This window comes from Streptomyces sp. NRRL B-1140 (assembly GCF_001280065.1).
GTDB lineage: Bacteria > Actinomycetota > Actinomycetes > Streptomycetales > Streptomycetaceae > Streptomyces.
Genome location: NZ_LGEA01000162.1, coordinates 31060 through 56840, shown reverse-complemented (window position 1 = coordinate 56840; position 25781 = coordinate 31060). Strand labels below are relative to the sequence as shown.

The 25781-nt window shown below is 67.9% G+C and carries 22 protein-coding genes; 11 read left to right on the top strand and 11 right to left on the bottom strand.

Annotated elements, in window-relative coordinates; all coding sequences use genetic code 11:
* Positions 1–34 precede the first annotated feature (34 nt).
* Both ADK65_RS34735 and ADK65_RS34730 read right to left on the bottom strand, forming a co-directional pair.
* The gene (locus ADK65_RS34735; protein ID WP_053675320.1) at positions 35–1438 is read right to left on the bottom strand and encodes a class II fumarate hydratase; all 1404 of its coding nucleotides are present in this window, start codon (positions 1436–1438) and stop codon (positions 35–37) included.
* A 77-nt stretch (positions 1439–1515) separates the two neighbouring features.
* Positions 1516–3186 carry a fumarate hydratase gene (locus tag ADK65_RS34730; protein WP_053675318.1) on the bottom strand — a complete coding sequence of 557 codons (1671 nt, stop codon included), beginning with the start codon at positions 3184–3186 and terminating at the stop codon, positions 1516–1518.
* Between the two features lie 165 nt (positions 3187–3351).
* Between ADK65_RS34730 and ADK65_RS34725 the strand changes: the two genes are divergently transcribed.
* Together ADK65_RS34725 and ADK65_RS34720 are read left to right on the top strand one after the other, a co-directional pair.
* Positions 3352–4068 carry a DUF1707 SHOCT-like domain-containing protein gene (locus ADK65_RS34725; RefSeq protein WP_053675316.1) on the top strand — a complete coding sequence of 239 codons (717 nt, stop codon included), beginning with the start codon at positions 3352–3354 and terminating at the stop codon, positions 4066–4068.
* Between the two features lie 114 nt (positions 4069–4182).
* The gene (locus tag ADK65_RS34720) at positions 4183–4560 is read left to right on the top strand and encodes a WhiB family transcriptional regulator (RefSeq protein ID WP_053675314.1); all 378 of its coding nucleotides are present in this window, start codon (positions 4183–4185) and stop codon (positions 4558–4560) included.
* An 87-nt stretch (positions 4561–4647) separates the two neighbouring features.
* On the opposite strand, the gene glpX is transcribed toward ADK65_RS34720, so the two are convergent.
* A complete protein-coding gene (glpX, locus tag ADK65_RS34715) occupies positions 4648–5682 on the bottom strand; it encodes a class II fructose-bisphosphatase (RefSeq protein WP_053675312.1) in 1035 nt (344 codons plus the stop codon).
* Between the two features lie 127 nt (positions 5683–5809).
* On the opposite strand from glpX, the gene ADK65_RS34710 reads away from it, so the two are divergent.
* On the top strand, positions 5810–6334 hold the full coding sequence (locus ADK65_RS34710) for a DUF4245 domain-containing protein (protein ID WP_053675311.1): 525 nt from the start codon (positions 5810–5812) through the stop codon (positions 6332–6334).
* Between the two features lie 73 nt (positions 6335–6407).
* Here ADK65_RS34710 and ADK65_RS34705 read toward each other — a convergent pair whose 3' ends face one another.
* The 3 genes from ADK65_RS34705 to xseA all read right to left on the bottom strand — a co-directional run bounded on the left by ADK65_RS34705 (position 6408) and on the right by xseA (position 8595).
* Positions 6408–6998, bottom strand: coding sequence for a malonic semialdehyde reductase (locus ADK65_RS34705; protein ID WP_053675308.1), 591 nt, complete (start codon positions 6996–6998; stop codon positions 6408–6410).
* Positions 6999–7122: 124 nt separating this feature from the next.
* Positions 7123–7377, bottom strand: coding sequence for an exodeoxyribonuclease VII small subunit (locus ADK65_RS34700; RefSeq protein ID WP_053675306.1), 255 nt, complete (start codon positions 7375–7377; stop codon positions 7123–7125).
* Positions 7378–7386: 9 nt separating this feature from the next.
* The gene (xseA, locus tag ADK65_RS34695) at positions 7387–8595 is read right to left on the bottom strand and encodes an exodeoxyribonuclease VII large subunit (protein ID WP_053675304.1); all 1209 of its coding nucleotides are present in this window, start codon (positions 8593–8595) and stop codon (positions 7387–7389) included.
* A gap of 112 nt (positions 8596–8707) precedes the next feature.
* On the opposite strand from xseA, the gene ADK65_RS34690 reads away from it, so the two are divergent.
* Complete coding sequence (locus tag ADK65_RS34690; RefSeq protein ID WP_078956292.1) at positions 8708–9733, top strand: 4-hydroxy-3-methylbut-2-enyl diphosphate reductase; 1026 nt, start codon at positions 8708–8710, stop codon at positions 9731–9733.
* Between the two features lie 69 nt (positions 9734–9802).
* The gene (gene ppgK, locus ADK65_RS34685; RefSeq protein ID WP_053675300.1) at positions 9803–10549 is read left to right on the top strand and encodes a polyphosphate--glucose phosphotransferase; all 747 of its coding nucleotides are present in this window, start codon (positions 9803–9805) and stop codon (positions 10547–10549) included.
* A gap of 65 nt (positions 10550–10614) precedes the next feature.
* Here the strand turns inward: ppgK and ADK65_RS40060 are convergent, their stop codons facing one another.
* The gene (locus ADK65_RS40060) at positions 10615–10956 is read right to left on the bottom strand and encodes a DUF6542 domain-containing protein (protein ID WP_420709138.1); all 342 of its coding nucleotides are present in this window, start codon (positions 10954–10956) and stop codon (positions 10615–10617) included.
* Between the two features lie 445 nt (positions 10957–11401).
* On the opposite strand from ADK65_RS40060, the gene ychF reads away from it, so the two are divergent.
* From ychF to ADK65_RS34650, 6 genes are all read left to right on the top strand, one after another.
* Complete coding sequence (gene ychF / locus ADK65_RS34675; RefSeq protein ID WP_030842729.1) at positions 11402–12490, top strand: redox-regulated ATPase YchF; 1089 nt, start codon at positions 11402–11404, stop codon at positions 12488–12490.
* A gap of 841 nt (positions 12491–13331) precedes the next feature.
* Entirely contained in the window at positions 13332–15764 is a 2433-nt protein-coding gene (locus ADK65_RS34670) for a type I restriction-modification system subunit M (RefSeq protein ID WP_078956290.1), read from the top strand.
* A complete protein-coding gene (locus tag ADK65_RS34665; RefSeq protein WP_053675294.1) occupies positions 15764–16954 on the top strand; it encodes a restriction endonuclease subunit S in 1191 nt (396 codons plus the stop codon). Before ADK65_RS34670 ends, ADK65_RS34665 begins: the two co-directional genes overlap by 1 nt.
* Positions 16947–20039 (top strand): type I restriction endonuclease subunit R, encoded by a 3093-nt coding sequence (locus ADK65_RS34660; protein ID WP_053675292.1) that lies wholly within the window; start codon positions 16947–16949, stop codon positions 20037–20039. Before ADK65_RS34665 ends, ADK65_RS34660 begins: the two co-directional genes overlap by 8 nt.
* A gap of 34 nt (positions 20040–20073) precedes the next feature.
* Complete coding sequence (locus ADK65_RS34655; protein WP_234353041.1) at positions 20074–20754, top strand: M48 family metallopeptidase; 681 nt, start codon at positions 20074–20076, stop codon at positions 20752–20754.
* 209 nt (positions 20755–20963) lie between these two features.
* Positions 20964–22958, top strand: a complete 1995-nt coding sequence (locus ADK65_RS34650) for an ATP-binding protein (RefSeq protein ID WP_053675288.1) — start codon at positions 20964–20966, stop codon at positions 22956–22958.
* 202 nt (positions 22959–23160) lie between these two features.
* On the opposite strand, the gene ADK65_RS34645 is transcribed toward ADK65_RS34650, so the two are convergent.
* The 4 genes from ADK65_RS34645 to ADK65_RS34630 all read right to left on the bottom strand — a co-directional run bounded on the left by ADK65_RS34645 (position 23161) and on the right by ADK65_RS34630 (position 25702).
* On the bottom strand, positions 23161–23544 hold the full coding sequence (locus ADK65_RS34645) for a hypothetical protein (protein WP_053675286.1): 384 nt from the start codon (positions 23542–23544) through the stop codon (positions 23161–23163).
* Positions 23532–24179, bottom strand: coding sequence for a class F sortase (locus ADK65_RS37745; RefSeq protein ID WP_234353040.1), 648 nt, complete (start codon positions 24177–24179; stop codon positions 23532–23534). Before ADK65_RS37745 ends, ADK65_RS34645 begins: the two co-directional genes overlap by 13 nt.
* Positions 24172–24999, bottom strand: a complete 828-nt coding sequence (locus ADK65_RS34635; RefSeq protein ID WP_053675284.1) for a DUF4397 domain-containing protein — start codon at positions 24997–24999, stop codon at positions 24172–24174. Before ADK65_RS34635 ends, ADK65_RS37745 begins: the two co-directional genes overlap by 8 nt.
* 97 nt (positions 25000–25096) lie before the next feature.
* Positions 25097–25702 carry a sigma-70 family RNA polymerase sigma factor gene (locus ADK65_RS34630; protein ID WP_053675282.1) on the bottom strand — a complete coding sequence of 202 codons (606 nt, stop codon included), beginning with the start codon at positions 25700–25702 and terminating at the stop codon, positions 25097–25099.
* Between the last annotated feature and the right edge of the window lie 79 nt (positions 25703–25781).

Genomic DNA, 25781 nt, shown 5'->3' with positions numbered 1-25781 from the left:
GTTCACGCGCCGGGCACACGAACGAGCCCCTTCGTCACGGGTGCGTCATCCGCAGGACATCGAGCGCCTCGTCGAGCTGCTCCGCGGTCAGGTCCCCGCGCTCCACGTACCCGCCGTCCAGCACGACCTGACGGATGGTCTTTCGCTCGGCCAGCGCCTTCTTGGCGACCTTCGCGGCCTCCTCGTACCCGATGTACTTGTTCAGCGGGGTCACGACGGAGGGGGAGGACTCCGCGTACTCCCGCGCCCGCTCGCGGTTCGCGGTGATGCCGTCGACGGTCCGGTCGGCGAGGAGCCGCGTGGCGTTGGCCAGCAGCCGGATCGACTCCAGCACGTTCTTGGCGATGACGGGCAGCATCACGTTGAGCTCGAAGTTGCCGGCGGCGCCGGCGGTCGCGACGGTGGCGTCGTTGCCCACGACCTGGGCCGCCACCATCAGCACCGCCTCGGGAATGACCGGATTCACCTTGCCCGGCATGATCGAGGAGCCGGGCTGGAGGTCGGGCAGGGCGATCTCGGCGAGGCCGGTGCGCGGTCCCGAGGACATCCAGCGCAGGTCGTTGGCGATCTTCGTCAGCCCCACCGCGATGGTCCGCAGCTGGCCGCTGGTCTCGACGATGCCGTCCCGGGCGCCCTGCGCCTCGAAGTGGTTGCGGGCCTCGGTGAGGGGCAGCCCCGTCGTACGGGCCACTTCCTCGATCACGGCGGCGGAGAAGCCGGGAGGGGTGTTGATGCCCGTGCCCACGGCCGTACCGCCCAGCGGCAGCTCAGCGAGCCGGGGGAGGGCGGCCTCCAGACGCTCGATGCCATAACGCACCTGGGCCGCGTATCCGCCGAACTCCTGGCCCAGCGTCACGGGCGTGGCGTCCATGAGGTGCGTCCGACCGGACTTCACCACATCGGCGAACTCCTCGGCCTTGCGCTCCAGGGAGGCGGCGAGATGCTCCAGGGCCGGGATCAGGTCGCGCGTCACCGCGGCGGTGGCGGCGATGTGGATCGAGGACGGGAAGACGTCGTTGGAGGACTGGGAGGCGTTGACGTGGTCGTTGGGGTGCACGCCGCTGCCCAGCCGCTCGCTCGCCAGCGTGGCGATGACCTCGTTGGTGTTCATGTTGGACGAGGTCCCCGACCCGGTCTGGAACACGTCGACCGGGAAGTGCTCGTCCCACCTGCCCTCGGCGACCTCCCCGGCCGCCTCCTGGATCGCCTGCGCGACGTCCTTGTCCAGGACCCCCAGCTCCGCGTTGACCTTGGCCGCCGCCCCCTTGATGCGGGCCAGTGCCTCGATGTGCGCACGCTCGATGCGCTGCCCGGAGACGGGGAAGTTCTCCACGGCCCGCTGGGTCTGGGCACGCCACTTGGCGTGCGCGGGCACCCGCACCTCGCCCATGGAGTCGTGCTCGGTGCGGTACTCGGTCCTGTCCTGCTCGTCGGTCATCGACGATCACCTCCACGTGTCACAGCGTCAGCGCCGCGACCACTGTTCCCCGCGGAGGCGAATCATCACCGCCGTGGTCAGGCGAGTCCGGGCCCGCGTACCGGAATGGAGGTGAACGTGGGCGCGGGCGCGGGGTCCTGGAAGAAGTCGTTGCCCTTGTCGTCGACGACGATGAAGGCCGGGAAGTCCTCGACCTCGATCTTCCAGACGGCCTCCATGCCGAGCTCCTCGTACTCGACGACCTCGACCTTCTTGATGCAGTCCTGGGCCAGGCGCGCGGCCGGGCCGCCGATGGAGCCCAGGTAGAAGCCGCCGTGGGCGTCGCACGCGTCGGTGACCTGCTTGCTGCGGTTGCCCTTGGCGAGCATCACCTTGGAGCCGCCCGCCGCCTGGAACTGCTCCACGTAGGAGTCCATCCGGCCGGCCGTGGTCGGGCCGAAGGAGCCCGACGCGTAACCCTCGGGCGTCTTGGCCGGACCGGCGTAGTACACCGGGTGGTCCTTCAGGTACTGCGGCATCTCCTCGCCCGCGTCCAGCCGCTCCTTGATCTTGGCGTGCGCGATGTCACGCGCCACGACGAGCGGGCCGGTCAGGGACAGGCGGGTCTTCACCGGGTACTTGGTGAGCTCCGCGAGGATCGTCTCCATCGGCTGGTTCAGGTCGATCTTCACGACGTCGCCGCTCTCGTCGAGCTGCTCGTCGGTCGTCTCCGGCAGGAAGCGCGCCGGGTCCGTCTCCAGCTGCTCCAGGAAGACGCCCTCCGCGGTGATCTTCGCGACGGCCTGGCGGTCGGCGGAGCAGGAGACCGCGATGGCCACCGGGCAGGACGCGCCGTGCCGGGGCAGGCGCACCACGCGCACGTCGTGGCAGAAGTACTTGCCGCCGAACTGGGCGCCGATGCCGATCTTCTGTGTCAGCTCGAAGACCTTCTGCTCCAGCTCCTTGTCGCGGAAGCCGTGCCCGAGCTCGGAGCCCTCGGCCGGGATCTCGTCCAGGTAGTGCGCGGAGGCGTACTTCGCGGTCTTCAGCGCGTACTCGGCGGACGTACCGCCGACCACGATCGCCAGGTGGTAGGGCGGGCAGGCCGCCGTGCCCAGCGAGCGGATCTTCTCCTCCAGGAACTTCATCATGGAGGACTCGTTCAGGACGGCCTTCGTCTCCTGGTACAGGAACGACTTGTTGGCCGAGCCGCCGCCCTTGGCCATGAAGAGGAACTTGTAGGCGCCGCCGTCCGCCGCGTACAGCTCGATCTGCGCGGGGAGGTTGGAACCGGTGTTCTTCTCCTCCCACATGGTGAGCGGGGCCATCTGCGAGTAGCGCAGGTTGAGGTTCTGGTACGCGTCGTAGATGCCGCGGCTCAGGGCCTCCTCGTCGCGGCCCTGGGTCAGCACGTTCTGCCCGCGCTTGCCCATGACGATCGCCGTGCCGGTGTCCTGGCACATGGGCAGCACGCCGGCCGCCGCGATGTTGGCGTTCTTCAGCAGGTCCAGCGCCACGAACTTGTCGTTGCCCGACGCCCCGGGGTCGTCGATGATGCGGCGCAGCTGCGCGAGGTGGGCCGGGCGCAGGTAGTGCTGGATGTCGTGGATCGCCTCTTCGGCGAGCTTGCGCAGCGCCTCCGGCTCCACCTGGAGGAAGGTCCGCCCGTCCGGCCCCTCGACCGTGGAGACACCCTCGGAGGTCACCAGCCGGTACGGGGTGGTGTCCTCTCCTTGCGGGAGCAGATCGGTGTACGCGAACTCAGGCATCTCAGCCCATTCCTCACTCGGCAGACGACGGCCCGCCTCCGTTGGCGGGCGCCAACCAGCGTAGAACCTGCCGCTGACAGCGAGCCTGTGAGGTAAGGCTCAGTTCGTCCTGCCCGGTCTCGGAGGGGGGTATCGCGATCTATCGTGTTTCGGTACGCTGCTGTCGTGGACCTTCAGAAGCAGGACCTCCAGAAGCCGGATCCGCCGCGGCAGGGCGTGCCCGCCGCCTCCGGGCTCCGCGCGTCCGACGCCGAGCGCGACCGCATCGCCGACCTCCTGCACGACGCGTTGGCCGAGGGCCGCCTCACCGTGGACGAGCATGCCGAGCGCGTCGAGGGGGTGCTGCGCGCCAGGACCGTCGGCGAGCTAGAGGTTTTCGTGCGGGACCTGCCCGCGGCCCACCGCCAGGGCCTCGGCCCGGCCCGGACCCCGGCCCCCTGGCGCCCCACCGCCGGTGCCATCCCCATCGACCCGGACGACAACGTGGTCGCGGTGTTCAGCGCCGCCGTCCGCAAGGGGCGCCGGCGCGTGGGCCGCCGGATCCACGCCTACGCGATCTTCGGCAGCGTCGAGATAGACCTCAGCGAGGCCCTCTTCGACCACCAGCAGGTCGTCGTCAAGTCCTTCGCGATCTTCGGCAGCGTCGACATCCGCGTCCCGGAGAACGTGTCGCTGCGCGGCATGGGCGGCGGCGTCCTCGGCAGCTTCGAGGTGGCCACGCTCGACTCGGACGACCCGGAGGCCCCCATCGTCTACGTCGACGGCTGGGCCGTCCTGGGCAGCGTCGATGCCCGGCCGAGGCGGGGCAAGGTCGTCGCGGACATCCTGGACCGGGTGCAGCGCAAGGTCGACCGGAGTTTGCGCAGACACCTGGGGCATTGACAGCCGCGAACGCTCCGAAACCGGCGGTTCGGAACTCAGTGCATAGGCGCGCGTACAGCGGGTAGGCCTTGCTGCATCGTCGCTCGCTCGCGAAGCCGTCGTCAGGAGTAGACCGTGCTGCAACCGCCGCATTCGTCCCTGCAGGTCGCTGCCGTTCCGGCCCCGCGGGTGCCGGCGCGAGACAGGGACCAGGACGCCCCGTGGCACACCGAGGCCGTGTGCCGGCGCGACGAGGCCGGCTTGTTCTTCGCCCCCTCCAAGGAACCGACCGCCGCGAGGCTGTCGCGGGAGGAAGCGGCGAAGCGGGTCTGCGCCCGCTGTCCCGTGATGGTCGAGTGCCGCGAACACGCCCTGCTGCAGCCCGAGCCCTACGGAGTCTGGGGTGGTCTCACCGCCGCGGAACGCCGCGTGGTGCTGGCCCGGCGGCGCCGCCGCGAGATGGAACTGAAGAAGACGGCCCGCCCGGCGGACCGGATAGCCGCGGCCGGCTGACGGCCGAGCGGCACGAGAAGGGCGTCCCCGCCGCACCGGGGACGCCCTTTCGTTCAACCGGCCCTCATGGGCCCGGCCCGGGCGGCGCTACTTGCCCTTGTCGAAGTCGATCGCGCTGTAGGCCCGCAGCTTGCTCAGCCGGTGCTCGGAGGAGATCCGGCGGACCGTGCCCGACCGCGACCGCATCACGATCGAGTCGGTCGTCGCGGTCTCCGCCCGGTAGCGCACCCCGCGCAGCAGCTCGCCGTCGGTGATGCCGGTCGCCACGAAGAACACGTTCTCGCCGGTGACGAGGTCCTCGGTCGTCAGCACCCGGTCGAGGTCGTGCCCCGCGTCGATCGCCCGCTGCCGCTCCTCGTCGTCCTTGGGCCACAGCTTGCCCTGGATCGTGCCGCCCAGGCACTTCACCGCGCAGGCCGAGATGATGCCCTCGGGCGTACCGCCGATGCCGAGCAGCAGATCGACCCCGGTGCCCTCCCGCAGCGCCAGGATCGAGCCGGCCACGTCGCCGTCGGAGATCAGCTTGATGCGTGCCCCGGTGTCCCGGATCTCCTTGATGATGCCCTCGTGCCGCGGGCGGTCCAGGATCACCACCGTCACGTCCTCCGGCGCGGACCGCTTCGCCTTGGCGACGCGGCGGATGTTCACCGCAACCGGGGCGTTGATGTCGACGAAGTCGGCCGCCTCGGGCCCGGTGACCAGCTTGTCCATGTAGAAGACGGCGGACGGGTCGAACATGGACCCGCGCTCCGCGGCGGCCAGCACCGCGATCGCGTTCGTCATGCCCTTCGCGGTCAGCGTGGTGCCGTCGATCGGGTCCACGGCGATGTCGCACTCGGGCCCGGTCCCGTCGCCCACGTGCTCCCCGTTGAACAGCATCGGGGCTTCGTCCTTCTCGCCCTCGCCGATGACGACGACGCCGTTCATCGAGACGGTGGAGACGAGGGTCCGCATGGCACGCACCGCGGCACCGTCGGCGCCGTTCTTGTCACCCCGCCCGACCCAGCGGCCCGCGGCCATCGCCGCCGCCTCGGTGACCCGGACGAGCTCCAGGGCGAGGTTGCGGTCGGGAGCCTCGGAGGGCACATCGAGTTCGGACGGCAAATGATGATGTTCGGTCATCGGAGCGCACCTTTCTGTACGGCGACGGCCGGATGAGGGTGTTGTCGCCCGACTCTATCCCCGAGTCGGCAAAATGAGCAGGGGCCCCCACGGATGAGCGCCGCAGGGACCTGCGACGATAGGGGGCGTGGCAGGCGAGAACGGCAAGCAGAAGACGGCGCGGGACATGATCCTCTCGATGGGGATCATCATCCTGGTGGCGGGCTTCGTGTACCTCTTCATCCCGCACGACGACAGCGCGCCCGAGGTCAAGGCCGTCGACTACCGGGTCGAGCTGCTCACGGCACGCCGCGCCGCCTCCTACCCCGTGGCCGCGCCCGAGGGCCTGCCCGGCGCATGGAAGGCCACCTCCGTCCGCTTCCGGGGCGACGAGTACGACGCCTGGCACCTCGGCTTCCACGATCCCGAGGGGGAGTACGTGGCGGTCGAGCAGTCCACTCAGCGCCGCCCCGTCTTCCTGGACGAGGCGACACAGGGCGCTCACGAGACCGGGAAGACCCAGAAGATCGACGGCGAGACCTGGACCCGTTACGAGGGCGGCCGCTACGACGCGCTGGTCCTGCAGGGCACCAAGGGTTCGACGACGGTCGTGACGGGCACCGCGTCGTTCGCGCAGCTGGCGAGGATGGCCGGGGCGCTGGAGACGAAGTAGGCGCACGAGGAAGGCCCCCGGCGTTCTCGGGTTCGAACCCGAGAACGCCGGGGGCCTTTGCCGTCTTCGCAGGTCAGACGGTCGTGACGACCTGGTCGAACTCCAGGCGCGGGGAGCGCGGGTGGTAGGCGTCCGGGCCGGGGCGGCCGATGTTGACGACCATCAGCGGGGTGTGGTCGTCGTCCAGGAACTCCTTGCGGACACCCTCGAAGTCGAAGCCGGTCATCGGGCCGGCGGCGAGACCGGCGGCGCGCACACCGACGATGAAGTACGCGGCCTGGAGGGCGGCGTTCAGCGCGGCGGCGTTCTCGCGGGCCGGGCGCTCGGTGAAGAAGACGTCCTTGATCTGCGGGGCGGCCGGGAACAGGTGCGGCAGCTCCTCGTGGAACTCGTTGTCCGCGGACAGGATCGCCACCAGCGGGGCGCTCGCCGTCTTGGGCCGGTTGCCCTCGGCCATGTGCGTCACCAGGCGCTCGCGGGCCTCGGGGGAGCGGACCAGGGTGATGCGCAGCGGGGTCTGGTTGAAGGCGGTCGGACCGTACTTGACCAGGTCGTAGATCGCCTGCACCTGCTCGTCGGTCACCGGCTCGTCGGTGAAGGTGTTGGCGGACCGGGCCTCGCGGAACAGCAGGTCCTGGGCGGCGGGGTCAAGAACGAGGGTCATGAATGCACTTTCTCGTGTCTGGTCCGGAAGATCGGCTGACGTCTTCGACCGTACGCCAGTGAAGTTCAACGTTCAACTAACCTGAGGGTGTCGTGTGTCACCCCGAGCCGAACGACCCGGTCGGTCACTCCGTGTCCGCGTCCTCCGCGTCCTCCGCGGCCTCCTCCGCCAGCGCCGCGTCCAGCCGCGCCCGGGCCCCGTCCAGCCAGCGCCGGCACACCTTCGCCAGCTCCTCGCCGCGCTCCCAGAGCGCCAGGGACTCCTCCAGCGTCGTGCCGCCCGCCTCCAGGCGCCGGACGACCTCGATCAGCTCGTCCCGCGCCTGCTCGTACCCGAGCGCCTCGCTCGTGCCCGGTGTCTCGTCAACCTCGCTGGTCATCCACCCACCCTATGTGTCCACTCGTACGGAGAACTCACCCTCGGAGACCCGCGCGCGCAGGGCCTCGCCGGCCTCCACCTCGCCCGGGTCGCGGACGGCGTGCCCGTCCGCCTTCTGCAGCACGGCGTAACCGCGCTTCAGGGTCGCGGCGGGGGAGAGGGCCACCACGCGCGCGTGCGTGTGCGCCAGCTCCGAGTCCGCCCGGTCGAGCTGGTGCCGCAGACACCGCCGGCCCCGGTCCAGCAGGTCCGCCACCTGGTCGGCCCGCACATCGATCATCCGGTGCGGATCCTCTATCGACGGCCGTGCCAGCGCGTGCGCCAGGCCGCGCTCCTCACGCTCCACCAGCGCCGCCACACACCGCCGCGCCCGGTCCCGCAGCAGCCGCACCCGCTCGTACTCCTCGCCGACGTCCGGCACGACCTTCTTCGCCGCGTCGGTGGGGGTGGAGGCGCGCAGGTCGGCGACCTGGTCCAGCAGCGGGTTGTCCGGTTCGTGCCCGATGGCGGACACCACCGGCGTACGGCACTGCGCGACCGTGCGGATCAGCTGCTCGTCGGAGAACGGCAGCAGGTCCTCCACGCTGCCGCCACCCCGGGCGACGATGATCACGTCCACGTCGTCGATCGCGTCGAGCTCCTTCACCGCCTGCACGACCTGCGGCACGGCGTGCACGCCCTGCACGGCGACGTTGCGCACCTCGAAACGGACGGCCGGCCAGCGGTGCCGGGCGTTCTCCAGCACGTCGCGCTCGGCGGCCGAGGCCCGTCCGCACACCAGCCCGATCAGCTGCGGCAGGAACGGCAGCGGCTTCTTGCGCTCCGGCGCGAACAGCCCCTCCCGCGCGAGGGCCTTCTTCAGCTGCTCCAGCCGCGCGAGCAGTTCACCCACTCCGACGGGCCGTATCTCGGCGGCCCGCAGCGACAGCTGCCCCCGCGGTGCGTACCACTCGGGCTTCGCGAGGACGACGACCCGGGCGCCCTCGCTCACCACGTCCGCGACGGCGTCGAACACCTGCCGGTAGCAGGTGACGCTGACGGAGATGTCGTACGAGGGGTCGCGCAGTGTCAGGAACACCACACCGGCACCCGGCCGCCGCGACAACTGAGTGATCTGCCCCTCGACCCACACCGCCCCGAGCCGGTCGATCCAGCCCCCGATGAGCCGCGACACCTCGCCGACGGGCAGCGGGGCTTCCGGAGTCGTGTTCACAGCCATGCCGCGAGGGTAGTGGGCACCACCGACAACACGGCTCAGCCGCCCTGGGGCACCGGCATCCGCGGGAACGGCGCGCACACGCGATCTTCGACCCGCCGGACGCGGCCTTACGATGGGACGCATGTCTGCTTCGCCTGGCCGCCGTGTCCTGCTCGCCGCCCCCCGTGGCTACTGCGCGGGTGTGGACCGCGCCGTGATCGCCGTCGAGAAAGCCCTGGAGCAGTACGGCGCTCCGGTGTACGTCCGGCACGAGATCGTCCACAACAAGTACGTCGTGCAGACCCTGGAGAAGAAGGGCGCGATCTTCGTCGAGCAGACGGAGGAAGTGCCCCCGGGGAACATCGTCATGTTCTCAGCGCACGGCGTGGCCCCCGTCGTCCACGAGGAGGCCGAGCGCGGCAAGCTCGCCACCATCGACGCCACCTGCCCGCTGGTCACCAAGGTCCACAAGGAGGCCGTCCGCTTCGCGAACGAGGACTACGACATCCTCCTGATCGGCCACGAGGGCCACGAGGAGGTCATCGGCACCTCCGGCGAGGCCCCCGAGCACATCCAGCTCGTCGACGGCCCGGGCGATGTGGCGAAGGTCGAGGTCCGCGACCCCTCCAAGGTCGTCTGGCTCTCCCAGACCACGCTGTCCGTCGACGAGACCATGGAGACCGTCGACGCCCTGAAGGACAAGTTCCCGCAGCTCATCTCCCCGCCCAGCGACGACATCTGCTACGCCACGCAGAACCGCCAGCTGGCCGTGAAGCAGATGGGCGCCGAGTCGGAGCTGGTCATCGTCGTCGGATCGCGCAACTCCTCCAACTCCAAGCGGCTCGTCGAGGTCGCCAAGATCGCCGGTGCCCGCGAGGCCTATCTCGTGGACTTCGCCGACGAGATCGACGAGGCCTGGCTGGAGGGCGTGACCACGGTCGGCGTCACCTCCGGCGCCTCCGTCCCGGAGATCCTGGTCGAGCAGGTCCTGGAGTACCTCTCCAAGCGCGGCTTCGAGGACGTCGAGATCGTCAAGGCCGCCGAGGAGTCCATCACGTTCTCCCTGCCCAAGGAACTGCGCCGTGACCTGCGCGAGGAGGCCGCCGCCCTGGCCGCCGAGCGGGGCGGGGCCGGCACCGGTGAACATTCCGCGGAGTGATCGGGGACAGGCCGGGCAGCAGCCGCTGTCCGGCCTGTGACGGTCAGTCGTTCGTCGTAACGTAGGGCCATGCAGATCTTCGGAGTGGACATCGGCGGATCCGGGATCAAGGGTGCGCCGGTGGACCTGGACAAGGGCGACCTGGCGCAGGAGCGCCACAAGGTCCTCACCCCCCACCCGGCCACGCCCGACTCGGTGGCCGACGGCGTCCGGCAGGTCGTCGACCACTTCGGCTGGACGGGCCCGGTCGGTGTGACCTTCCCTGGCGTGGTCACCGACGGAGCCACGATCCGCACGGCGGCGAACGTCGACGACAGCTGGATCGACACCGACGCCCGTGCGCTGCTCGGCGAGCGGCTGGGCGGGCTGCCGGTGACGGTGGTCAACGACGCGGACGCGGCGGGCGTCGCCGAGATGCACTTCGGCGCCGGCCGCGGCCGCCGGGGCACGGTGATCCTGCTGACCCTCGGCACCGGCATCGGCAGCGCCGTCTTCGCCGACGGCGTCCTCGTGCCCAACACCGAGCTGGGCCACCTGGAGCTCGACGGGCACGACGCGGAGAAGCGGGCCTCCAGCAAGGCCCGCGAGGACCACGACATGTCGTGGCAGCACTGGGCGGCGCACCGCGTGCGCAAGTACCTCGCCCACGTCGAGATGCTGTTCTCGCCGGAGCTGTTCATCATCGGCGGCGGCGTCAGCCGCAAGTCCCACAAGTTCCTGCCCCACATCGAGGGCATCAAGGCCGAGATCGTCCCGGCGCAGCTGCAGAACAACGCGGGGATCGTCGGCGCGGCGATGCGGGCGGCCGGACACTAGCGCTGTTTCGGGCCGGGCGGTGTGAGACCGGTGATCGGCGCCGCGGCCGTTCCGGCCGGAGGGCGTCAGACCGGTGGCCGGACTCCCGCCGCCCGCCGTCGGTGCAGCAGCCGGATCCGCCGGACGATCACGATCAGACCGGCGATCAGCGTCCCTCCGTACAGCCACCCGGCCTGTGTGGCGAGCGCGGTCACCAGGCTCATCAGCGTGCCGCCGGTCCCTCCCTCGGCGTCGGCCACCGGCAGCAGTCCCACGGCGAACGCGATCGGCACCGCGACGGGCGCGGTCATCAGGTCCCCCGGGCGCACCCAGAGGGCGGTCAGCGCGCACACCGGCAGGAACAGCACGCCGTACGCCGTCAGGGACGCCGCGAACAGCGTCGCGCAGAGCAGTCCGAGCAGGAACATCACCACCGTGCAGAACAGCCCGCTGCCCCGCCCGGTCAGCCGGGGGTTCGGCGGTCCTCCCGCGGCGGGCGCCGGCGCAGGCGCGGGCCCTCGTGCCGGAGCCGGACGCCGCTGCCAGGGCGGCCGTGCCGAGCGCACGGGCTCGGTCCGCGCCCCCCGTCCCGACTGCGACGGCACGGGGTGCCGGGGCCGCCCGGGCCGGTCCTGTCGCGGTCCGTACTGGGGAGATCGCGTCCTGTATCGCTCCACAGCACCAACTTAGGTCGTTCAATATGCCGAATGGCCCCTCAGACACACCGTCGACCGGGCTTGGCCAAGCGTTCGATACGTCGCCGGTACGGTTCCGGACACGCCGTAGACTGGTGGATCGGCCGCCCCCTTGGCCCTCAGGCCCTGCACTCACGGGAACCGGCCCCCTGGCCCTCCACTCACGGGAAGTCGCAACGTGTCGCTCACGATCGGAATCGTCGGTCTGCCGAATGTCGGCAAGTCGACCCTGTTCAACGCCCTGACCAAGAACGACGTGCTGGCGGCCAACTACCCGTTCGCCACCATCGAGCCGAACGTCGGCGTGGTCGGCGTCCCCGACCCGCGTCTCACCAAGCTGGCCGAGATCTTCTCCTCGCAGCGGGTGCTTCCGGCCACGGTCGACTTCGTCGACATCGCCGGCATCGTGCGCGGCGCGTCCGAGGGCGAGGGCCTCGGCAACAAGTTCCTCGCGAACATCCGCGAGTCCGACGCGATCTGCCAGGTCATCCGTGCCTTCAAGGACGAGAACGTCGTGCACGTGGACGGCAAGGTCTCGCCCAAGGACGACATCGAGACGATCAACACCGAGCTGATCCTCGCTGACCTGCAGACCATCGAGAAGGTCCTGCCGCGCCTCCAGAAGGAGTCGCGCATCAAGAAGGACATCGCGCCGAAGGTCAAGGCCGTCGAGGAGGCGAAGGAGATCCTGGAGAAGGGCGACACGCTGTTCTCCGCGGGCATCGTCCAGGGCTCCGGCAACGAGGAGCTCCTGCACGACCTGCACCTGCTCACCACCAAGCCGTTCCTCTACGTCTTCAACGTCGACGAGGACGAGCTGACCGACGAGGACTTCAAGAACGAGCAGCGCGCGCTGGTCGCCCCGGCCGAGGCGATCTTCCTCAACGCCAAGCTGGAGGCGGACCTCGCCGAGCTCGACGAGGACGAGGCGCTGGAACTCCTCCAGTCCGTCGGCCAGGAGGAGCCGGGCCTGGCGACCCTCGCCCACGTCGGCTTCCGCACCCTGGGACTCCAGACGTACCTGACCGCCGGCCCCAAGGAATCCCGGGCCTGGACGATCAAGAAGGGCGCCACGGCCCCCGAGGCCGCCGGCGTCATCCACACCGACTTCCAGAAGGGCTTCATCAAGGCGGAGGTCATCTCCTTCGACGACCTGGTGGAGACGGGGTCGGTGGCGGAGGCCCGCGCGAAGGGGAAGGCGCGGATGGAGGGCAAGGAGTATGTGATGCAGGACGGGGATGTGGTGGAGTTCCGGTTCAACGTGTAGTGCCTGAGTCCTTGATCGGCTGGCGTGGCTGGTCAGGGCATGAATCCCCAGGTCAGGGGCCAGATCATCGGGTCTGGCCCCTTCCTGTTTTTTCCTGCGGGTTCAGGCTGTTTCCGGGTCGTGTGCTGACTTGGTGCTGACCCTGGCGGCAACTCTCAGAAGCTCTGACCTGGGGCTCCGGTGGGGGAGCGGAGGGCAGCTGAAGGGATTGACCCGGACGAAGCGACGGCGGACCGGTTTCCCGTTCTGGAAACCCGAACCTCTTGTTGTGCAGGTCGTCGGCTGGGAGCGATGAACGGGACACAGGACGGGGCGGCCGTGGACATCAAGTGCATGGGGCACACGGGACGCACCGGCCACGAGGGATTCAGGCGGGTGTGCACGTCGTTCGCTCTGGTGATGCGGGCGTTCCAGGGGCGACGGGGCAGCTGGCACTCCCTCCGGCGGCGACGCTGGGCGTGGAGTCAGTCACGGGCACAGATCTACGGGACCCGTCCCTCGCCTGTCAGGCAATCACCCGACATCGCCCGATCAGGTTCCGTGGCGCTCGTACGTCTTCGAGTCTTCGCGAAGGTGCATCCTCTGGCCGCCGCAGCGGATTGCCGTCCTCGTTCTGTGGCCCGCCCGCCGGACAGCTCTGCTTGGCGTCGGCCGCGAGGTGCCTCTCTTCCCATACAGGTCAGCTCGGCCACTCTCTCTACTACGCTTCCTGCGTGGACTCGGCTGCCGCTTGCGTGGAACACGCATCGACGGTTGGAGACGGCCGCGCGACGTGCGTCACGCCGCAGGCATCAGGGTTGGCGGCCCGCGCGACCGCCATGACATACCGGGAAGAAGAGCCTTGGCCCTCAAGAAGACAGACCTATACAGCTCGCTATGGAAGAGCTGCGACGAGCTGCGCGGCGGGATGGACGCCGGCCAGTACAAGGACTACATCCTCACGCTGCTCTTCGTGAAGTACGTCTCCGACAAGGCCAAGGCCGACCCCGACAGTCTCATCGACGTCCCGCCCGGCGGTTCCTTCGACGACATGGTCGCCGCGAAGGGCGACAAGGAGATCGGCGACCGCTTCAACAAGATCATCAGTCGGCTGGCCGAAGCGAACGACCTGCGTAACGTCATCGACCTCGCCGACTTCAACGACGAGGAGAAGCTCGGCAAGGGCAAAGAGATCCAGGACCGGCTGTCCAAGCTGGTCACGATCTTCAGCGACCTTGACTTCCGAGGCTCCCGCGCCGAGGGCGACGATCTCCTCGGCGATGCCTACGAGTACCTCATGCGCCACTTCGCCACGGAGTCCGGCAAGAGCAAGGGGCAGTTCTATACCCCCGCCGAGGTGTCCCGTGTGCTGGCCAAGGTGGTCGGCATCACCAAGGACACCCGCCAGGACCAGACGGTCTACGACCCGACCTGTGGCTCTGGCTCGCTTCTCCTGAAGGTCGCTGCCGAGGCGCCGCGCGGCATCACGATCTACGGCCAGGAGAAGGACAACGCCACGTGGGCGTTGTCCAAGATGAACATGATCCTCCACGGGAACGAGGACGCTGAGATCCTCAAGGGCGACACGATAACGAGCCCTCAGTTCACCAACGGAAACAGACTCCAGACGTTCGACTTCGCCGTGGCCAACCCGCCGTTCTCGATCAAGTCCTGGAGCAATGGGCTGGAGCAGGAGTACGGCCGCTTCGAGTACGGCCGGCCGCCGGAGAAGAACGGCGACTACGCCTTCCTGCTGCACATCCTCAAGTCACTCAAGAGCACAGGCAAGGCGGCGGTCATCCTCCCGCATGGCGTACTCTTCCGTCCCCATGCCGAAGCAGACATCCGCCGACGTCTGCTGAAACAAGGGTTCATCAAGGGCATCATCGGCCTCCCCATGAACCTCTTCTACGGGACCGGCATCGCTGCCTGCGTCATCGTGCTCGACAAGGAGAACGCCGTCGGCCGCACCGGCGTCTTCATGATCGACGCGTCCAAGGGCTTCATCAAGGACGGCAACAAGAACCGCCTCCGCAGCCAGGACATCCACAAGATCGTCGACACCTTCACGCGTCAGATCCCGATCGACCGCTACTCGCGCATGGTCCCGCTGTCGGAGATCGCCGACCCGAAGAACGGCTACAACCTCAACCTCTCCCGTTACATCGACTCCTCCGAGCCCGAGGACATCCAGGACCTCCATGCGCACCTGCACGGCGGCATCCCCGACCGGGACCTCGACGCGCTCAGCAGTTACTGGGACGCCTTCCCCCGGCTGCGCGCCCAGTTGTTCCAGCCGAACCGTCCCGGATACAGCGACCTGACCGTCGACGTGAGCGAGATTCAGCAGGCGATCCTCGAATCGCCCGAGTTCTACGAGTTCACCGACCTCGTCGGTGAACTCGTCGGCGAGTGGTTCAGTGCCCATCGTGAGCGACTCGAGGACATCAGCGCCGACACCCTGCCCAATGACCTCATCGCCACTGTCGGTGACGATCTACTCGCGCGCTTCAAGCCAGTGCCCCTGCTGGACGAGTACGACGTTTACGAGCAGCTCATGACGTACTGGCACGACACCGTTCACGATGACGTCTTCATCATCATGAACGACGGCTGGAGAGGGGCCGCCGAGCCGCGAAGGATCACCGTGGATCAGGGCCGCAGATTCTCCGAGGCTCCCGACCTCGTAGTGGGCTCGGGACGCAGCGCCGTCAAGTACAAGACGGACCTCGTCCCACCGGCTCTGATCGTCGCGCGCTACTTCGCGAAGGAGCGGGCCGAAGCGGACGCGCTGGTGACGGCGGCGGAGGACGCCGGCCGCGAGATCGAGGAGTACGTCGAGGAGCACGCCGTCGAGGACGGCCTCCTCGCGGGTGCCATGGACGACGACAAGATCAACAAGGTACTCGCATCCGCCCGCCTCAAGGTCGCGCGGCATGAAGGCGCGGACGCTGACGAGGTAGCCGCCCTGACCCACCTGATCAGGCTCTACAACGCGGAGGCCGTGGCCAGGAAAGCCGTCAAGGAAGCCGAAGCGGCGCTCAACCTCGCCACACTGAAGAAGTACGGCGATCTCACGGAAAGCGACGTGCGGACACTCGTGCTGGACGACAAGTGGCGCACGGTCATCACGGCGCGCGTGGAATCGGTGGCCAAGTCGCTCACGCTCACCCTGATCGAACGCATTCATGAACTCGGTCGGCGCTACACGGAGACGGCCGGTGCGATCGAGGCCGAACTGGAGGCAGTTTCTGCCCGCCTCGCGGATCACTTCGCCGCCATGGGGGTGCGGTGATGAGCCGCCATGCCACGCAGGGCGAGTTCATGACACTGGGCGAGATCGTCACTCGCACCGGAGGTGTGATCCAGACGGGGCCCTTTGGGAGCCAACTCCACGCACGTGACTACACCTTGCTCGGAACTCCGCTGATCATGCCGATGAACCTGGGCGACAACGAGGTCATCGAGGCGGGTATCTCGAGGGTCGGCGACAAGGACGCCCGCCGCCTGCGGCGGCACGCTCTACGCAAGGGCGACATCGTATTCAGCCGCCGAGGCGACGTCGGCCGCAGATCGATCATCCGGGCGGAACAGACAGGCTGGCTCTGCGGAACAGGCTGCCTCGCCGCTCGCTTCGGTACCAGGCTCAGTGAGGTCAACTCGGAGTATGTGGCCCACTACCTGGGCTCATGGCCGGCCCAGACCTGGTTGCAGGACAACGCCGTCGGCGGGACGATGCTCAACCTGAACACGGCGATCCTGTCCGCCCTGCCCGTTCACCTTCCGGCACGGGCCGACCAGGACGCCGTCGTCGCTGTGCTCGAAGACGCACAGGCCACCGTCGAGCACATCAACATCCTGATCGCCAAGAAGCAGGCGATCAGGCAGGCACTCATGCAGCAGCTCCTCACCGGCAGGACACGACTTCCCGGCTACCGGGAAGAATGGACCACCAGCCCGCTCAAGGATTTTCTTCCTCTGCAGCGAGGATTCGACCTGCCGAACTCCCAGGTCGTGAAGGGGCCGTACCCTGTCGTGTACTCCAACGGGATCGCTCGGTACCACGTAAAGGCCATGGTCAAGGGCCCGGGAGTGGTCACGGGGCGTTCAGGGACGATCGGCAGGGTGCACCTCGTCGAAGAGGACTACTGGCCGCACAACACGTCGCTGTGGGTCACGAGTTTCGAGCGGATGGATGTCACATTCGCCTACTACTTCCTCACGCACCTCGGGCTGGAACGGTTTGCCAGCGGTTCGGGAGTGCCCACCTTCAATCGGAACGACGCTCATTCTTTTGAGATCACCGTGCCGTCGGACCGTGCGGAACAGAGAGCGATCGCTGAGGTGCTGTCTGCCGCGGACGAGGAAGTCGGGATTCTGCGACGTCGGCTGGAAAAGGCCCGGTCGGTCAAGAGGGGCATGATGCAGGAGCTCCTCACTGGGCGGATGCGCCTGCCTGTTCAGGGGGAGGCGACGAATGAGTGACGTCGGGCAGGTAGAACGCAAGGCGCAGAACCGGGTCGTGCAGTTGTTCAAGGAGCAGCTGAGCTACCGCTACCTTGGCAACTGGGAGTACCGCACCGGCAACTCGAACATCGAGGTCGAGCTGCTGGAGTTGAACCTCCGTGCCCGCGGTTATGACAGCACCCTCGTCAGCAAGGCGATCGAGAAGTTGAAGAAGGCTGCCGCGCTCGGTAGCGGCCGTGACCTGTACGAGGCGAACCGTGCTGTCTATGAGTCGCTGCGCTACGGCGTCACGGTCAAGCCGGGCGCCGGTGAGCAGTACGAGACGGTCAAGCTCATCGACTGGGACGACCCGGAGGCCAATGACTTCGTGGTCGTCGAGGAGGTGACGATCGTCGGGAAGCAGACGAAGCGACCCGACATCGTGCTGTACGTCAACGGCCTGGCTCTAGTGACTCTGGAACTCAAGCGCTCCAGGGTGGCGGTGAGCGAGGGCATCCGGCAGACCATCGGGAATCAGAAGCCTGGGTTCATCCGGTCGTTTTTCTCCACCGTCCAGCTCGTGCTCGCCGGCAACGACGTGGAGGGCCTGCGCTACGGCGTCATCGATACGCCTGAGAAGTACTGGTTGCAGTGGAAGGAGCCCTCTGACGTCGAGGAGCCGCTGGACCGGGCTCTGCTTCAGATGTGCGGTAAGGAGCGGCTGCTTGAACTGGTCCATGACTTCACCGTCTTCGACTCCGGTGTCCGTAAGGCGTGCCGTCACAACCAGTATTTCGGCGTCAAGGCCGCGCAGGAACGTATCGGTCGTCGCGAGGGCGGCATCATCTGGCACACCCAGGGTTCGGGGAAGTCGCTCACGATGGTGTGGCTGGCGAAGTGGATCCGGGAGCACCAAGACGACGCCCGAGTCCTGCTGATCACCGATCGCACCGAGCTGGACGAGCAGATCGAGAAGGTCTTCAACGGCGTCAACGAGCAGATCTATCGCACCAGTAGTGGCGTGGACCTCCTGGACACTCTGAACAAGTCTGCCGAGTGGCTCATCTGCTCTCTCGTGCACAAGTTCGGTAGCTCGGCGGATGGCAAGGACGGATCCAAGGCCGACAACGAGTTCATCAAGGAGCTCAAGGCCAGGATCCCCAGGGGCTTCAAGGCCAAGGGCAACCTCTTCGTCTTCGTCGACGAGGCCCACCGCACTCAGTCCGGCAAGATGCACGACGCGATGAAGGACCTGCTGCCGGGCGCCATGTTCATCGGGTTCACGGGGACACCGCTGCTCAAGGCGGACAAGGCCACCAGCATGGAGAAGTTCGGGTCGTTCATCCACACCTACAAGTTCGACGAGGCCGTCGAGGACGGCGTCGTGCTCGACCTCTGCTACGAAGCCCGCTCCATCGACCAGCACTTGACATCGCCAGCGCAGGTGGACAAGTGGTTCGAGGCCAAGACCCGGGGCATGACCGACCTGTCGAAGGCGGAGCTGAAGAAGCGCTGGGGCACGATTCAGAAGGTCGTCTCCTCCGAGCCTCGGGCGAAGCAGATCGTGCAGGACATCCTGCTCGACATGGAGACCAAGCCCCGCCTGATGGACGGGCGCGGTAACGCCATGCTCGTGGGCGAGAGCATCTACCAGGCATGCAAGTTCTACGAGCTGTTCTGCAACGCGGGCTTCCGAGGGAAGTGCGCCATCGTCACAAGTTACGCCCCGAGGCCCGGAGATATCTCCAAGGAGGACTCCGGCGCAGGCCAGACGGAGAAGCTGCGTCAGTACGACATCTATCGAAGGATGCTCGCCGACCACTTCGGAGAGTCCGAAGACGCTGCCATGACGAAGGTTGACGAGTTCGAGAAGGAGGTCAAGCGACAGTTTGTCGAGGAGCCTGGCCGCATGCGCCTGCTCATCGTGGTCGACAAGCTTCTGACCGGGTTCGATGCGCCGAGCGCCACGTACCTCTACATCGACAAGAAGATGAGCGATCACGGCCTGTTCCAGGCGATCTGCCGGGTCAACCGACTCGACGGAGACGACAAGGAGTTCGGCTGCATTGTCGACTACCGCGACCTGTTCAACTCCCTACAGGACGCCATCACCGACTACACGTCCGGGGCGCTCGACGGGTACGAACCACAGGACATCGAGGGCCTGCTGACTGACCGGATCGAGAAGGGGCGAGAGGCTCTCGACGAAGCGCTGGAACGAATCCGTGCGCTCTGCGAGGTGGTTGCGCAGCCCCGGAACACGCTCCAGTACCAGCAGTACTTCTGTGCGGCTGATCCCGGCAACGCCGAGCAGCTCAAGGCCAATGAGCCCAAGCGTGTCGAGCTTTACAAGGCCGTTGCCGCGGTCACGCGGGCCTTCGCAAACCTGGCCAACGACATGGAAGCCGCCGGATACACCAGCCAGGAGGCCGAGGACATCCGCGCCGAGATCCGGCATTACACGGATGTCCGCGACGAGGTGAAGCTCGGAGCCGGCGAGGACGTCGACTTCAAGCAGTACGAGGCCGGTATGCGGTTCCTTCTGGACACCTACATCCAGGCGGACGCGTCCGAGACCGTGTCCGACTTCGAGGACACCGGCCTCGTTCAACTCATCGTCGAACTGGGCGCCGGGGCCCTCGACAAGCTGCCGAAGGGAATCAAGAGCAGCCCTGAAGCCGTCGCCGAGACGGTCGCCAACAACATGCGCAAGCTGATCATTGAAGAGCATGCGACGAATCCGAAGTACTTCGACAAGATGTCGGAGCTGCTCGACGCCATAATCGAGGAGCGGCGCCAGGGCGCGATCGAGTACCAGGACTACCTCGCCAAACTGCTGGAGACTGCCGCGCAGCTCGGTAGAGGAGAGTCCGACGACACGTACAAGTACCCCGCCTGGGCCAATAACGGGGCGAAGCGGGCATTGGTCGACTTCTTCCTCCCTGATGAGCGACTGGCTGTCGAGGTCGACACCGCGGTGCTCCACTCGAAGCCGCATGCATGGGTGGGTAACCCGTTAAGGGAGCGGAAGGTTCGGAACGCGCTGAAGCGAGCGCTGCCCGACGATTTCGACCGGCTTGATGAGCTCCTTGAACTGGTGAAGGCAAGGCATGAGTACCACTAGCGCCCGTCTCGCGGTCCGGGGCATTGACGTCCACGTGGTCTACAAGGACATCAAGAACCTGCATATCGGTGTATACCCCCCCATAGGGCGCGTTCGGGTGGCCGCGCCTCAGCAGCTGGATGACGATCAGGTCCGCCTGGCCGTCATCCAGCGGTTGCCGTGGATCAAGCGCCAGCAGGATCAACTGCGCTCGGCGGAGCGTCAGTCAGTGCGCGAGATGGTCAGCGGGGAGTCCCACTACGTGTGGGGTGTGCGACGACGCCTGAAGGTCATCGAGCGGCCCGGACGCCCGCATGTAGAACTCGACGGCGACCGAATGGTGCTCTACGTGCCGAGCGGGACGAGTGAGGAGCGCCGTCGCGACCTGCTCGACGGGTGGTGTCGTGAGCAACTCCGTCAGGCGATCCCTGCGCTCATCGACCGCTGGGAGACCAAGCTCGGGCTTTCGGTGCCGTGGTGGGGTATCCGCCGGATGAAGACCAAGTGGGGCTCCTGCAACCGGGAGACCCGCCGCCTGTGGTTCAACTCCGAACTGGCCAAGAAGCATCCAGAGTGCCTTGAGTACGTCGTCGTTCACGAGATGGTCCACTATCTCGAACGGGGACACGGCCAGCGCTTCGCCCAGCTGATGGACGGCTTCCTGCCGGACTGGCGTAGTCGCCGTGATCGCCTGAATGACGCACCGCTCTCTGACGAGCTATGGACGGGGCGTTGAGTGCAGCGAGGACCACTTGTGTCCGACGCGGCCTTCTCCACGGCAACAGCCCCATGTCTGCACTGAAGCCTGTAGGGACAGTGGACGCATTTCCGTTGCTCGAAAATATATCGAGTGACGTTTATCGGCTATGCGAGTTAAAAATGGGGGAGGCGTCCAGCTTCCCCTCAGTCCCATCAGATGACGATGACGCGGAAGGTGCTGACCCCATGGCGAAGCTTCGGTTGACCGTAGGGCGGGGGCACGTCGAGGAGCTGGCACGCCTGCGCCATCCCGTCGGAGCCGTCGAGGAGCTGATCTGGAACTCTCTCGACGCGGACGCCGAGACTGTCACCGTCGCGCTTGAGCGCAACGACTTCGGTGGAGTCGACCGGGTCGCCGTGATCGACGACGGCACTGGTATCGCGGCGGAGAAGTGCGGCGACTACTTCGAGCAGATCGGTACGTCCTGGAAGAAGCGCGCGCAGGTCAGCGAGGTCAAGAAGCGCGTGCTGCACGGGAAGAACGGGCGAGGCCGAGTCCGGGCCTTCGCGCTCGGCAGCGAGGTGCGCTGGACCAGCGTGAGCGGAATGCAGGGGATCCGCCGTCGTGTGGTCATCGAGTCCGATCGCGGCTCCATGGACGAGTTCGACGTCAGCGATCCCGAGCCGACGGCCGACGTGACGGGGACGATCTTCGAGGCGTTCGGTGGGGAAGACCTCCAGAAGCTGACCGAGGACGCCGCCCGTACGGCGCTGACTGCCGCCTTCGCGCTCCATTTGGAGGCGTACCCGGACATCTGCATCACCTACGACGGGACGCGGCTGGACCCGGCGTCTGAGCAGGTTCACGTCGAGACGTACGAGGTGGCGGCTCCGTCGGACAGTTCTCACCCGTCGGCCCAGTTGAAGATCATCGAATGGTCGCGTCCGTACTCCCGGGCTTTGTTCCTCTGCGACGGCCGAGGTATGTCCTTGGCGCAGCTGAAGCCGGAGATCCAGGCTCCGGGCTTCCACTTCACGGCGTACCTGTCCTGGTCGGGGTTCGAGGATGATTCGGTCGGCGACCTCGCCTTCGCCGATTGGACACCGGAGGGGCCCGCTGCCGAGGTGCTGGCCGAAGCCCGAGAGCGTATGCGTGAGCACTTCCGTTCCCGAGCCGATGAGCGCCGTCGTGAGCTCGTCGACTCGTGGCGTGCGGAAGGCTTCTACCCGTATGCAGGCGAGCCCGCCAACGACCAGGAGCGAGCGGAGCGCGAGACCTTTGACGCCGTGGCGACCGCGGTCGTCCGGCACTTGCCGGCGAGCAAGAGGGCCCAGAAGGTGTCCTTCGCGCTTCTGCGCTCCGTCTTGACCCACGAACCGGGCGAAGTGCTGCGCATCGCCGAGGAGCTATTCGCGCTTTCCAAGCAGGAGCAGACAGAGCTCAGTCGGCTGCTGGATCGTACGCCGCTGTCCGCCCTCATCAAGGCGTCGACCGCGACAACCGGACGCCTCGATTTCCTGTCTGCCCTGGAGCACCTCGTCTTCGACCCCGTGGCCAAGGGGCGGGTCAAGGAACGCACGGAGCTGCACCGGATCCTGGAGAACGAGTGCTGGATCTTCGGCGAGGAGTACGGACTGCACGTCAGCGACCGGAGTCTGAACGAGGTACTGAGACAGCACTGTCGTCTTCTCGATCGGGACACACCTGCACCGGCCCCCGTTCTGAGGGAGGACGGGAGTCGGGGGATCGTCGACCTGATGCTGTCCCGTGCTGCCCGGCAGCGGAAAGGGGAGCGTCACCACCTCGTGATCGAACTCAAGAGGTCGAGTGTCACCCTCGGCATGTCCGAGTTCACGCAGATCAACAGCTATGCGCAAGCGGTTATGAACGACGACCGGTTCCGGGACCCCAAGGTGACCTGGGACTTCTGGCTCGTCGGCAATGCCATGGACGACGGTCTTCGCCAACTTGCCCACCAGCAGGACCGGATGCCTGGATGTGCTGTCAACCAGCCCACGTACCGGATCTGGGTACGCACCTGGGGCGAGATCATCGAGGACGCGCAGGAGCGGCTTCGCTTCTACAGCGAGCAGCTTGAGTATCAGTCGTCGACCGAGCACGCCATGGACTATCTGATCAGGGAACACACTGACGCGGTCATGGATCTGGTGGGCGACGGTACGGTGCCCGCGGCCAGGGCGGGGGACAGCGGAACGATCGGAGCTGCCACCACCTCGTGAGGCCCCATCCCTACGGCGGTGAAGGGCAACGGCGCATGGGTAGGGAGCAACGGCGTCAGATACTGGACGTGAGCCTCACCGACTCCTGACGAGTGGGCCGCATCCGCGGCCCCGAGGAAGGCAGCGGAGCGGGTCGTGTGAGGCCCCGCAGGTGTCGGCTGAGCGCTGCGGTGTCGCGTGGCTCGGACAGCTCCGTCCGGCCCTAAGGGACGCCCCCGCCCCGCACGACTCTCGAGCGCCCGTGCAGGCAGCGGAGGGCGACGGCTACGACGGTGGCGGTGGCGAGGGCGAGCAGAGCGAGAAGGGCCCGCCTCCTGCGGTCCGGGATGCGCGGGGGTGGCTCGGGAGTCCTCGTCTCCGGGGAGAGGTCTCCGCTGATCCGCCGCCAGACCCGTTCCGGGGGCGCTGTCGGCAGGTCCACCAATCGAGCGGTGCGGGCCGCGGTCACCAGGCGGGTCAGGGTGCTGAGTTCGTCACGGCAGCGGGCGCACTGGTCGACGTGACGCAGGGCCTCGGTGTCGGCCTCGGTCGGGGTGGCGTTGCCCAGCGCCAGTTCCACCAGGTGCGCGGGCTCTACGTGGGCCACTGCGCCCTCCCGGACTTCACGGGCTCCGCCGTGACGACGAGGTTGGACTGGTAGCCGCCCCGCTCGGGGACGAACGGGGGCGCGCAGGTGATGAGCGTGAGGACGGGGGTGCCGGTGCGGCGGAACGCCGCGGTGGGCAGCTCGTCCTTGGGGACGGTGACGCGTGAGACGACGCGGTACCGCACCGGTTCCGCCCCGGCCCGCCGCACCTCCACACGGTCTCCGCGCCGTACGTCGTACAGCCCGGCGAATTCGCCGATGGCCCCGGTGTCGCTGTCCACGTGTCCGACGAGCACCGCCGAACCCGAAGCGCTGCCCGGCGCCGGGCCGTAGCGGTACCAGCCCGCCATGGACGGCTCGTCGGGGACCTGCATCTCGCCCCGGTCCGTCACGCCCACCGGGGTGACCCGGGCGTCGACGCCCGGGTGGGGCAGCAGGACGCGGCGGGGCGGTGGGACCGGTGCCGTGCTCGGTGGTGCCTGCGTCGTCGGGCCGGTCGCCCGTGCGGGGGGTGCGGCAGCGAAGTCGGGGGCCGGTGCGGCCGGTTGTGACGGTCCGGCCGGGAGACCGAGGGCGGCTGCCAGGGCGGCAGCCGCCAGCATCGGTCCCGTCAGCCGGCGCGCGCGGTCAGCCACGTCGGCGGACGGCCCGGCGGGCCACCAGCACGCCCGCCACCGCGACCGCTCCCGCCCCGGCGGCCCAGGCCGCGTCGAGGTCGGAGGAGTTCGGTGCGACGGCGGCACCGCTGCCGCCCGCGGGAACTCCGCGGGGCGACGACGCCATGCCGCTGAACGTCTGCGTCGCCAGGGCCAGGTTCTTGTCGTCGGCGCTGCCCCACGCGTAGACGACGTTGCTCGTCCCCTCGCCGAGCTTCAGGTCGGCCGGGCCGATGGCCACGGTGTCCGTGCCGGCCAGCACCACATCGGTGTTGAGGGTGCCCGCGTCGACCTCGGCGGTGTCCTCCTTCGGGTTGGTCAGGTTGCTGAAGACGGGCTGGCCGCCGGCCCGGACGTCGACGGCCGGGGCAGCCGCGACATGACGGACCGTCAGGCGGGCCTTGCCGGCGTCCACCTGGGAGACGTCGTTGGTGAAGGCCGTCAACTCCGGTGTGCCGTCGGCGGAGAGGTGGGCGGCGACCGTGGCGTTCGCGCCCTCGGGCACCTCGATCTTCTTCTCCAGGGCCGGAGTTCCGCTGGGATCCTTGCCCGCTTCGAAGATCTTGATGTCATAGGTGCCGGCGTCGAGGGACGTGGGGTCCGTCACCGTGCCGGGCTTGAAGTCGCCGATCAGTTCGTCGCCGTTGGCGTACACGTCCACGGTCATGCCGGGGATGCCGTGGAAGACGGACACCATGGCCTGCTCCTGCTGGTCGGCCAGGGCGGGAGCGGATACGCCGAGGGCCAGGGCACAGGCTCCGGCCGAGGCGGCGATGGCGATGCGGGTGTGGGAGGTCATGGGAATCATCCCTTCGAACGGAGTCTCCGTACGGTGCGGAGTCTCGGTCCTGTTTTCGGGTGTGGGGGCCGCCGCGGATGCGTGTTCGGCGGCACCGCTACAGATCCGCGTCGGCGGCCCGGTGCTGCTCGATCACCATGCGCAGCCGGTGCAGGCCGCGACGGGCGTGGCTCTTGACCGTCCCCAGGGGCATCCCGGTGCGCTCCGCGATCTGCGCCTGGGTCAGGTCCTCGTAGAAGGCCATGCACAGCACCTCCCGCTGGTGGCGCGGCAGCCGGGCCAGGGCGTCGACCAGCAGCACCCGGTCCAGGACGCGGTCCGGTGCCGCCTCGTCGGGGCCGGTGGTGTCCGCGTCGCGGCCGGCCGAGTCGATCAGTGTCAGCCGTCGCGTCCGGGCCGCCAGCGCGTCGACGATCTTGCGGCGCGTGATGCCGACCAGCCAGGCGCCGAGCGGGCCCCGTTCGGGGCGGAAGCCCGCCCGGCCGTGCCAGGCACCGAGGAAGACCTGCTGGGTCACGTCCTCCGCCTCGTGGGTGTCGCCGAGCAGTCGGGTGGCCATGGTGTGGACGAGCGAGCCCCAGCGCCGGTAGATCGCGGCGAACGCCTCCTCGTCGGCGGCGACGAGGCCACGGGCCAGCTCTTCCTCGTACCGCGTTTCCTCCGTTGGCGCGGCGGGGGCGGTGAGTCGGGTGTTCGTGATCATGGCCTGGTTCCTCCTGCAGTGCGTCGTGCGGGGACGGAAGGCCGTCTGCCGAACCGCACCGGTCGCGCTGTGTGAGCCG

Excerpts from the sequence above, each read along its gene's own strand:
- glpX (WP_053675312.1), bottom strand. The coding sequence starts at position 5,682 with ATGACCGAACATCATCATTTGCCGTCCGAACTCGATGTGCCCTCCGAG.
- ADK65_RS40060 (WP_420709138.1), bottom strand. The coding sequence starts at position 10,956 with ATGTTCCTGCTCGGACTGCTCTGCGCGACGCTGTTCGCGGCGTCCCTG.
- ADK65_RS34665 (WP_053675294.1), top strand. The coding sequence starts at position 15,764 with ATGAGCCGCCATGCCACGCAGGGCGAGTTCATGACACTGGGCGAGATC.
- ADK65_RS34635 (WP_053675284.1), bottom strand. The coding sequence starts at position 24,999 with ATGACCTCCCACACCCGCATCGCCATCGCCGCCTCGGCCGGAGCCTGT.
- ADK65_RS34705 (WP_053675308.1), bottom strand. The coding sequence starts at position 6,998 with ATGACCCTCGTTCTTGACCCCGCCGCCCAGGACCTGCTGTTCCGCGAG.
- ADK65_RS34735 (WP_053675320.1), bottom strand. The coding sequence starts at position 1,438 with ATGACCGACGAGCAGGACAGGACCGAGTACCGCACCGAGCACGACTCC.
- xseA (WP_053675304.1), bottom strand. The coding sequence starts at position 8,595 with ATGGCTGTGAACACGACTCCGGAAGCCCCGCTGCCCGTCGGCGAGGTG.
- ppgK (WP_053675300.1), top strand. The coding sequence starts at position 9,803 with ATGCAGATCTTCGGAGTGGACATCGGCGGATCCGGGATCAAGGGTGCG.
- ADK65_RS34650 (WP_053675288.1), top strand. The coding sequence starts at position 20,964 with ATGGCGAAGCTTCGGTTGACCGTAGGGCGGGGGCACGTCGAGGAGCTG.
- ADK65_RS34630 (WP_053675282.1), bottom strand. The coding sequence starts at position 25,702 with ATGATCACGAACACCCGACTCACCGCCCCCGCCGCGCCAACGGAGGAA.
- ADK65_RS34700 (WP_053675306.1), bottom strand. The coding sequence starts at position 7,377 with ATGACCAGCGAGGTTGACGAGACACCGGGCACGAGCGAGGCGCTCGGG.
- ADK65_RS34730 (WP_053675318.1), bottom strand. The coding sequence starts at position 3,186 with ATGCCTGAGTTCGCGTACACCGATCTGCTCCCGCAAGGAGAGGACACC.
- ADK65_RS34660 (WP_053675292.1), top strand. The coding sequence starts at position 16,947 with ATGAGTGACGTCGGGCAGGTAGAACGCAAGGCGCAGAACCGGGTCGTG.
- ADK65_RS34690 (WP_078956292.1), top strand. The coding sequence starts at position 8,708 with ATGGGACGCATGTCTGCTTCGCCTGGCCGCCGTGTCCTGCTCGCCGCC.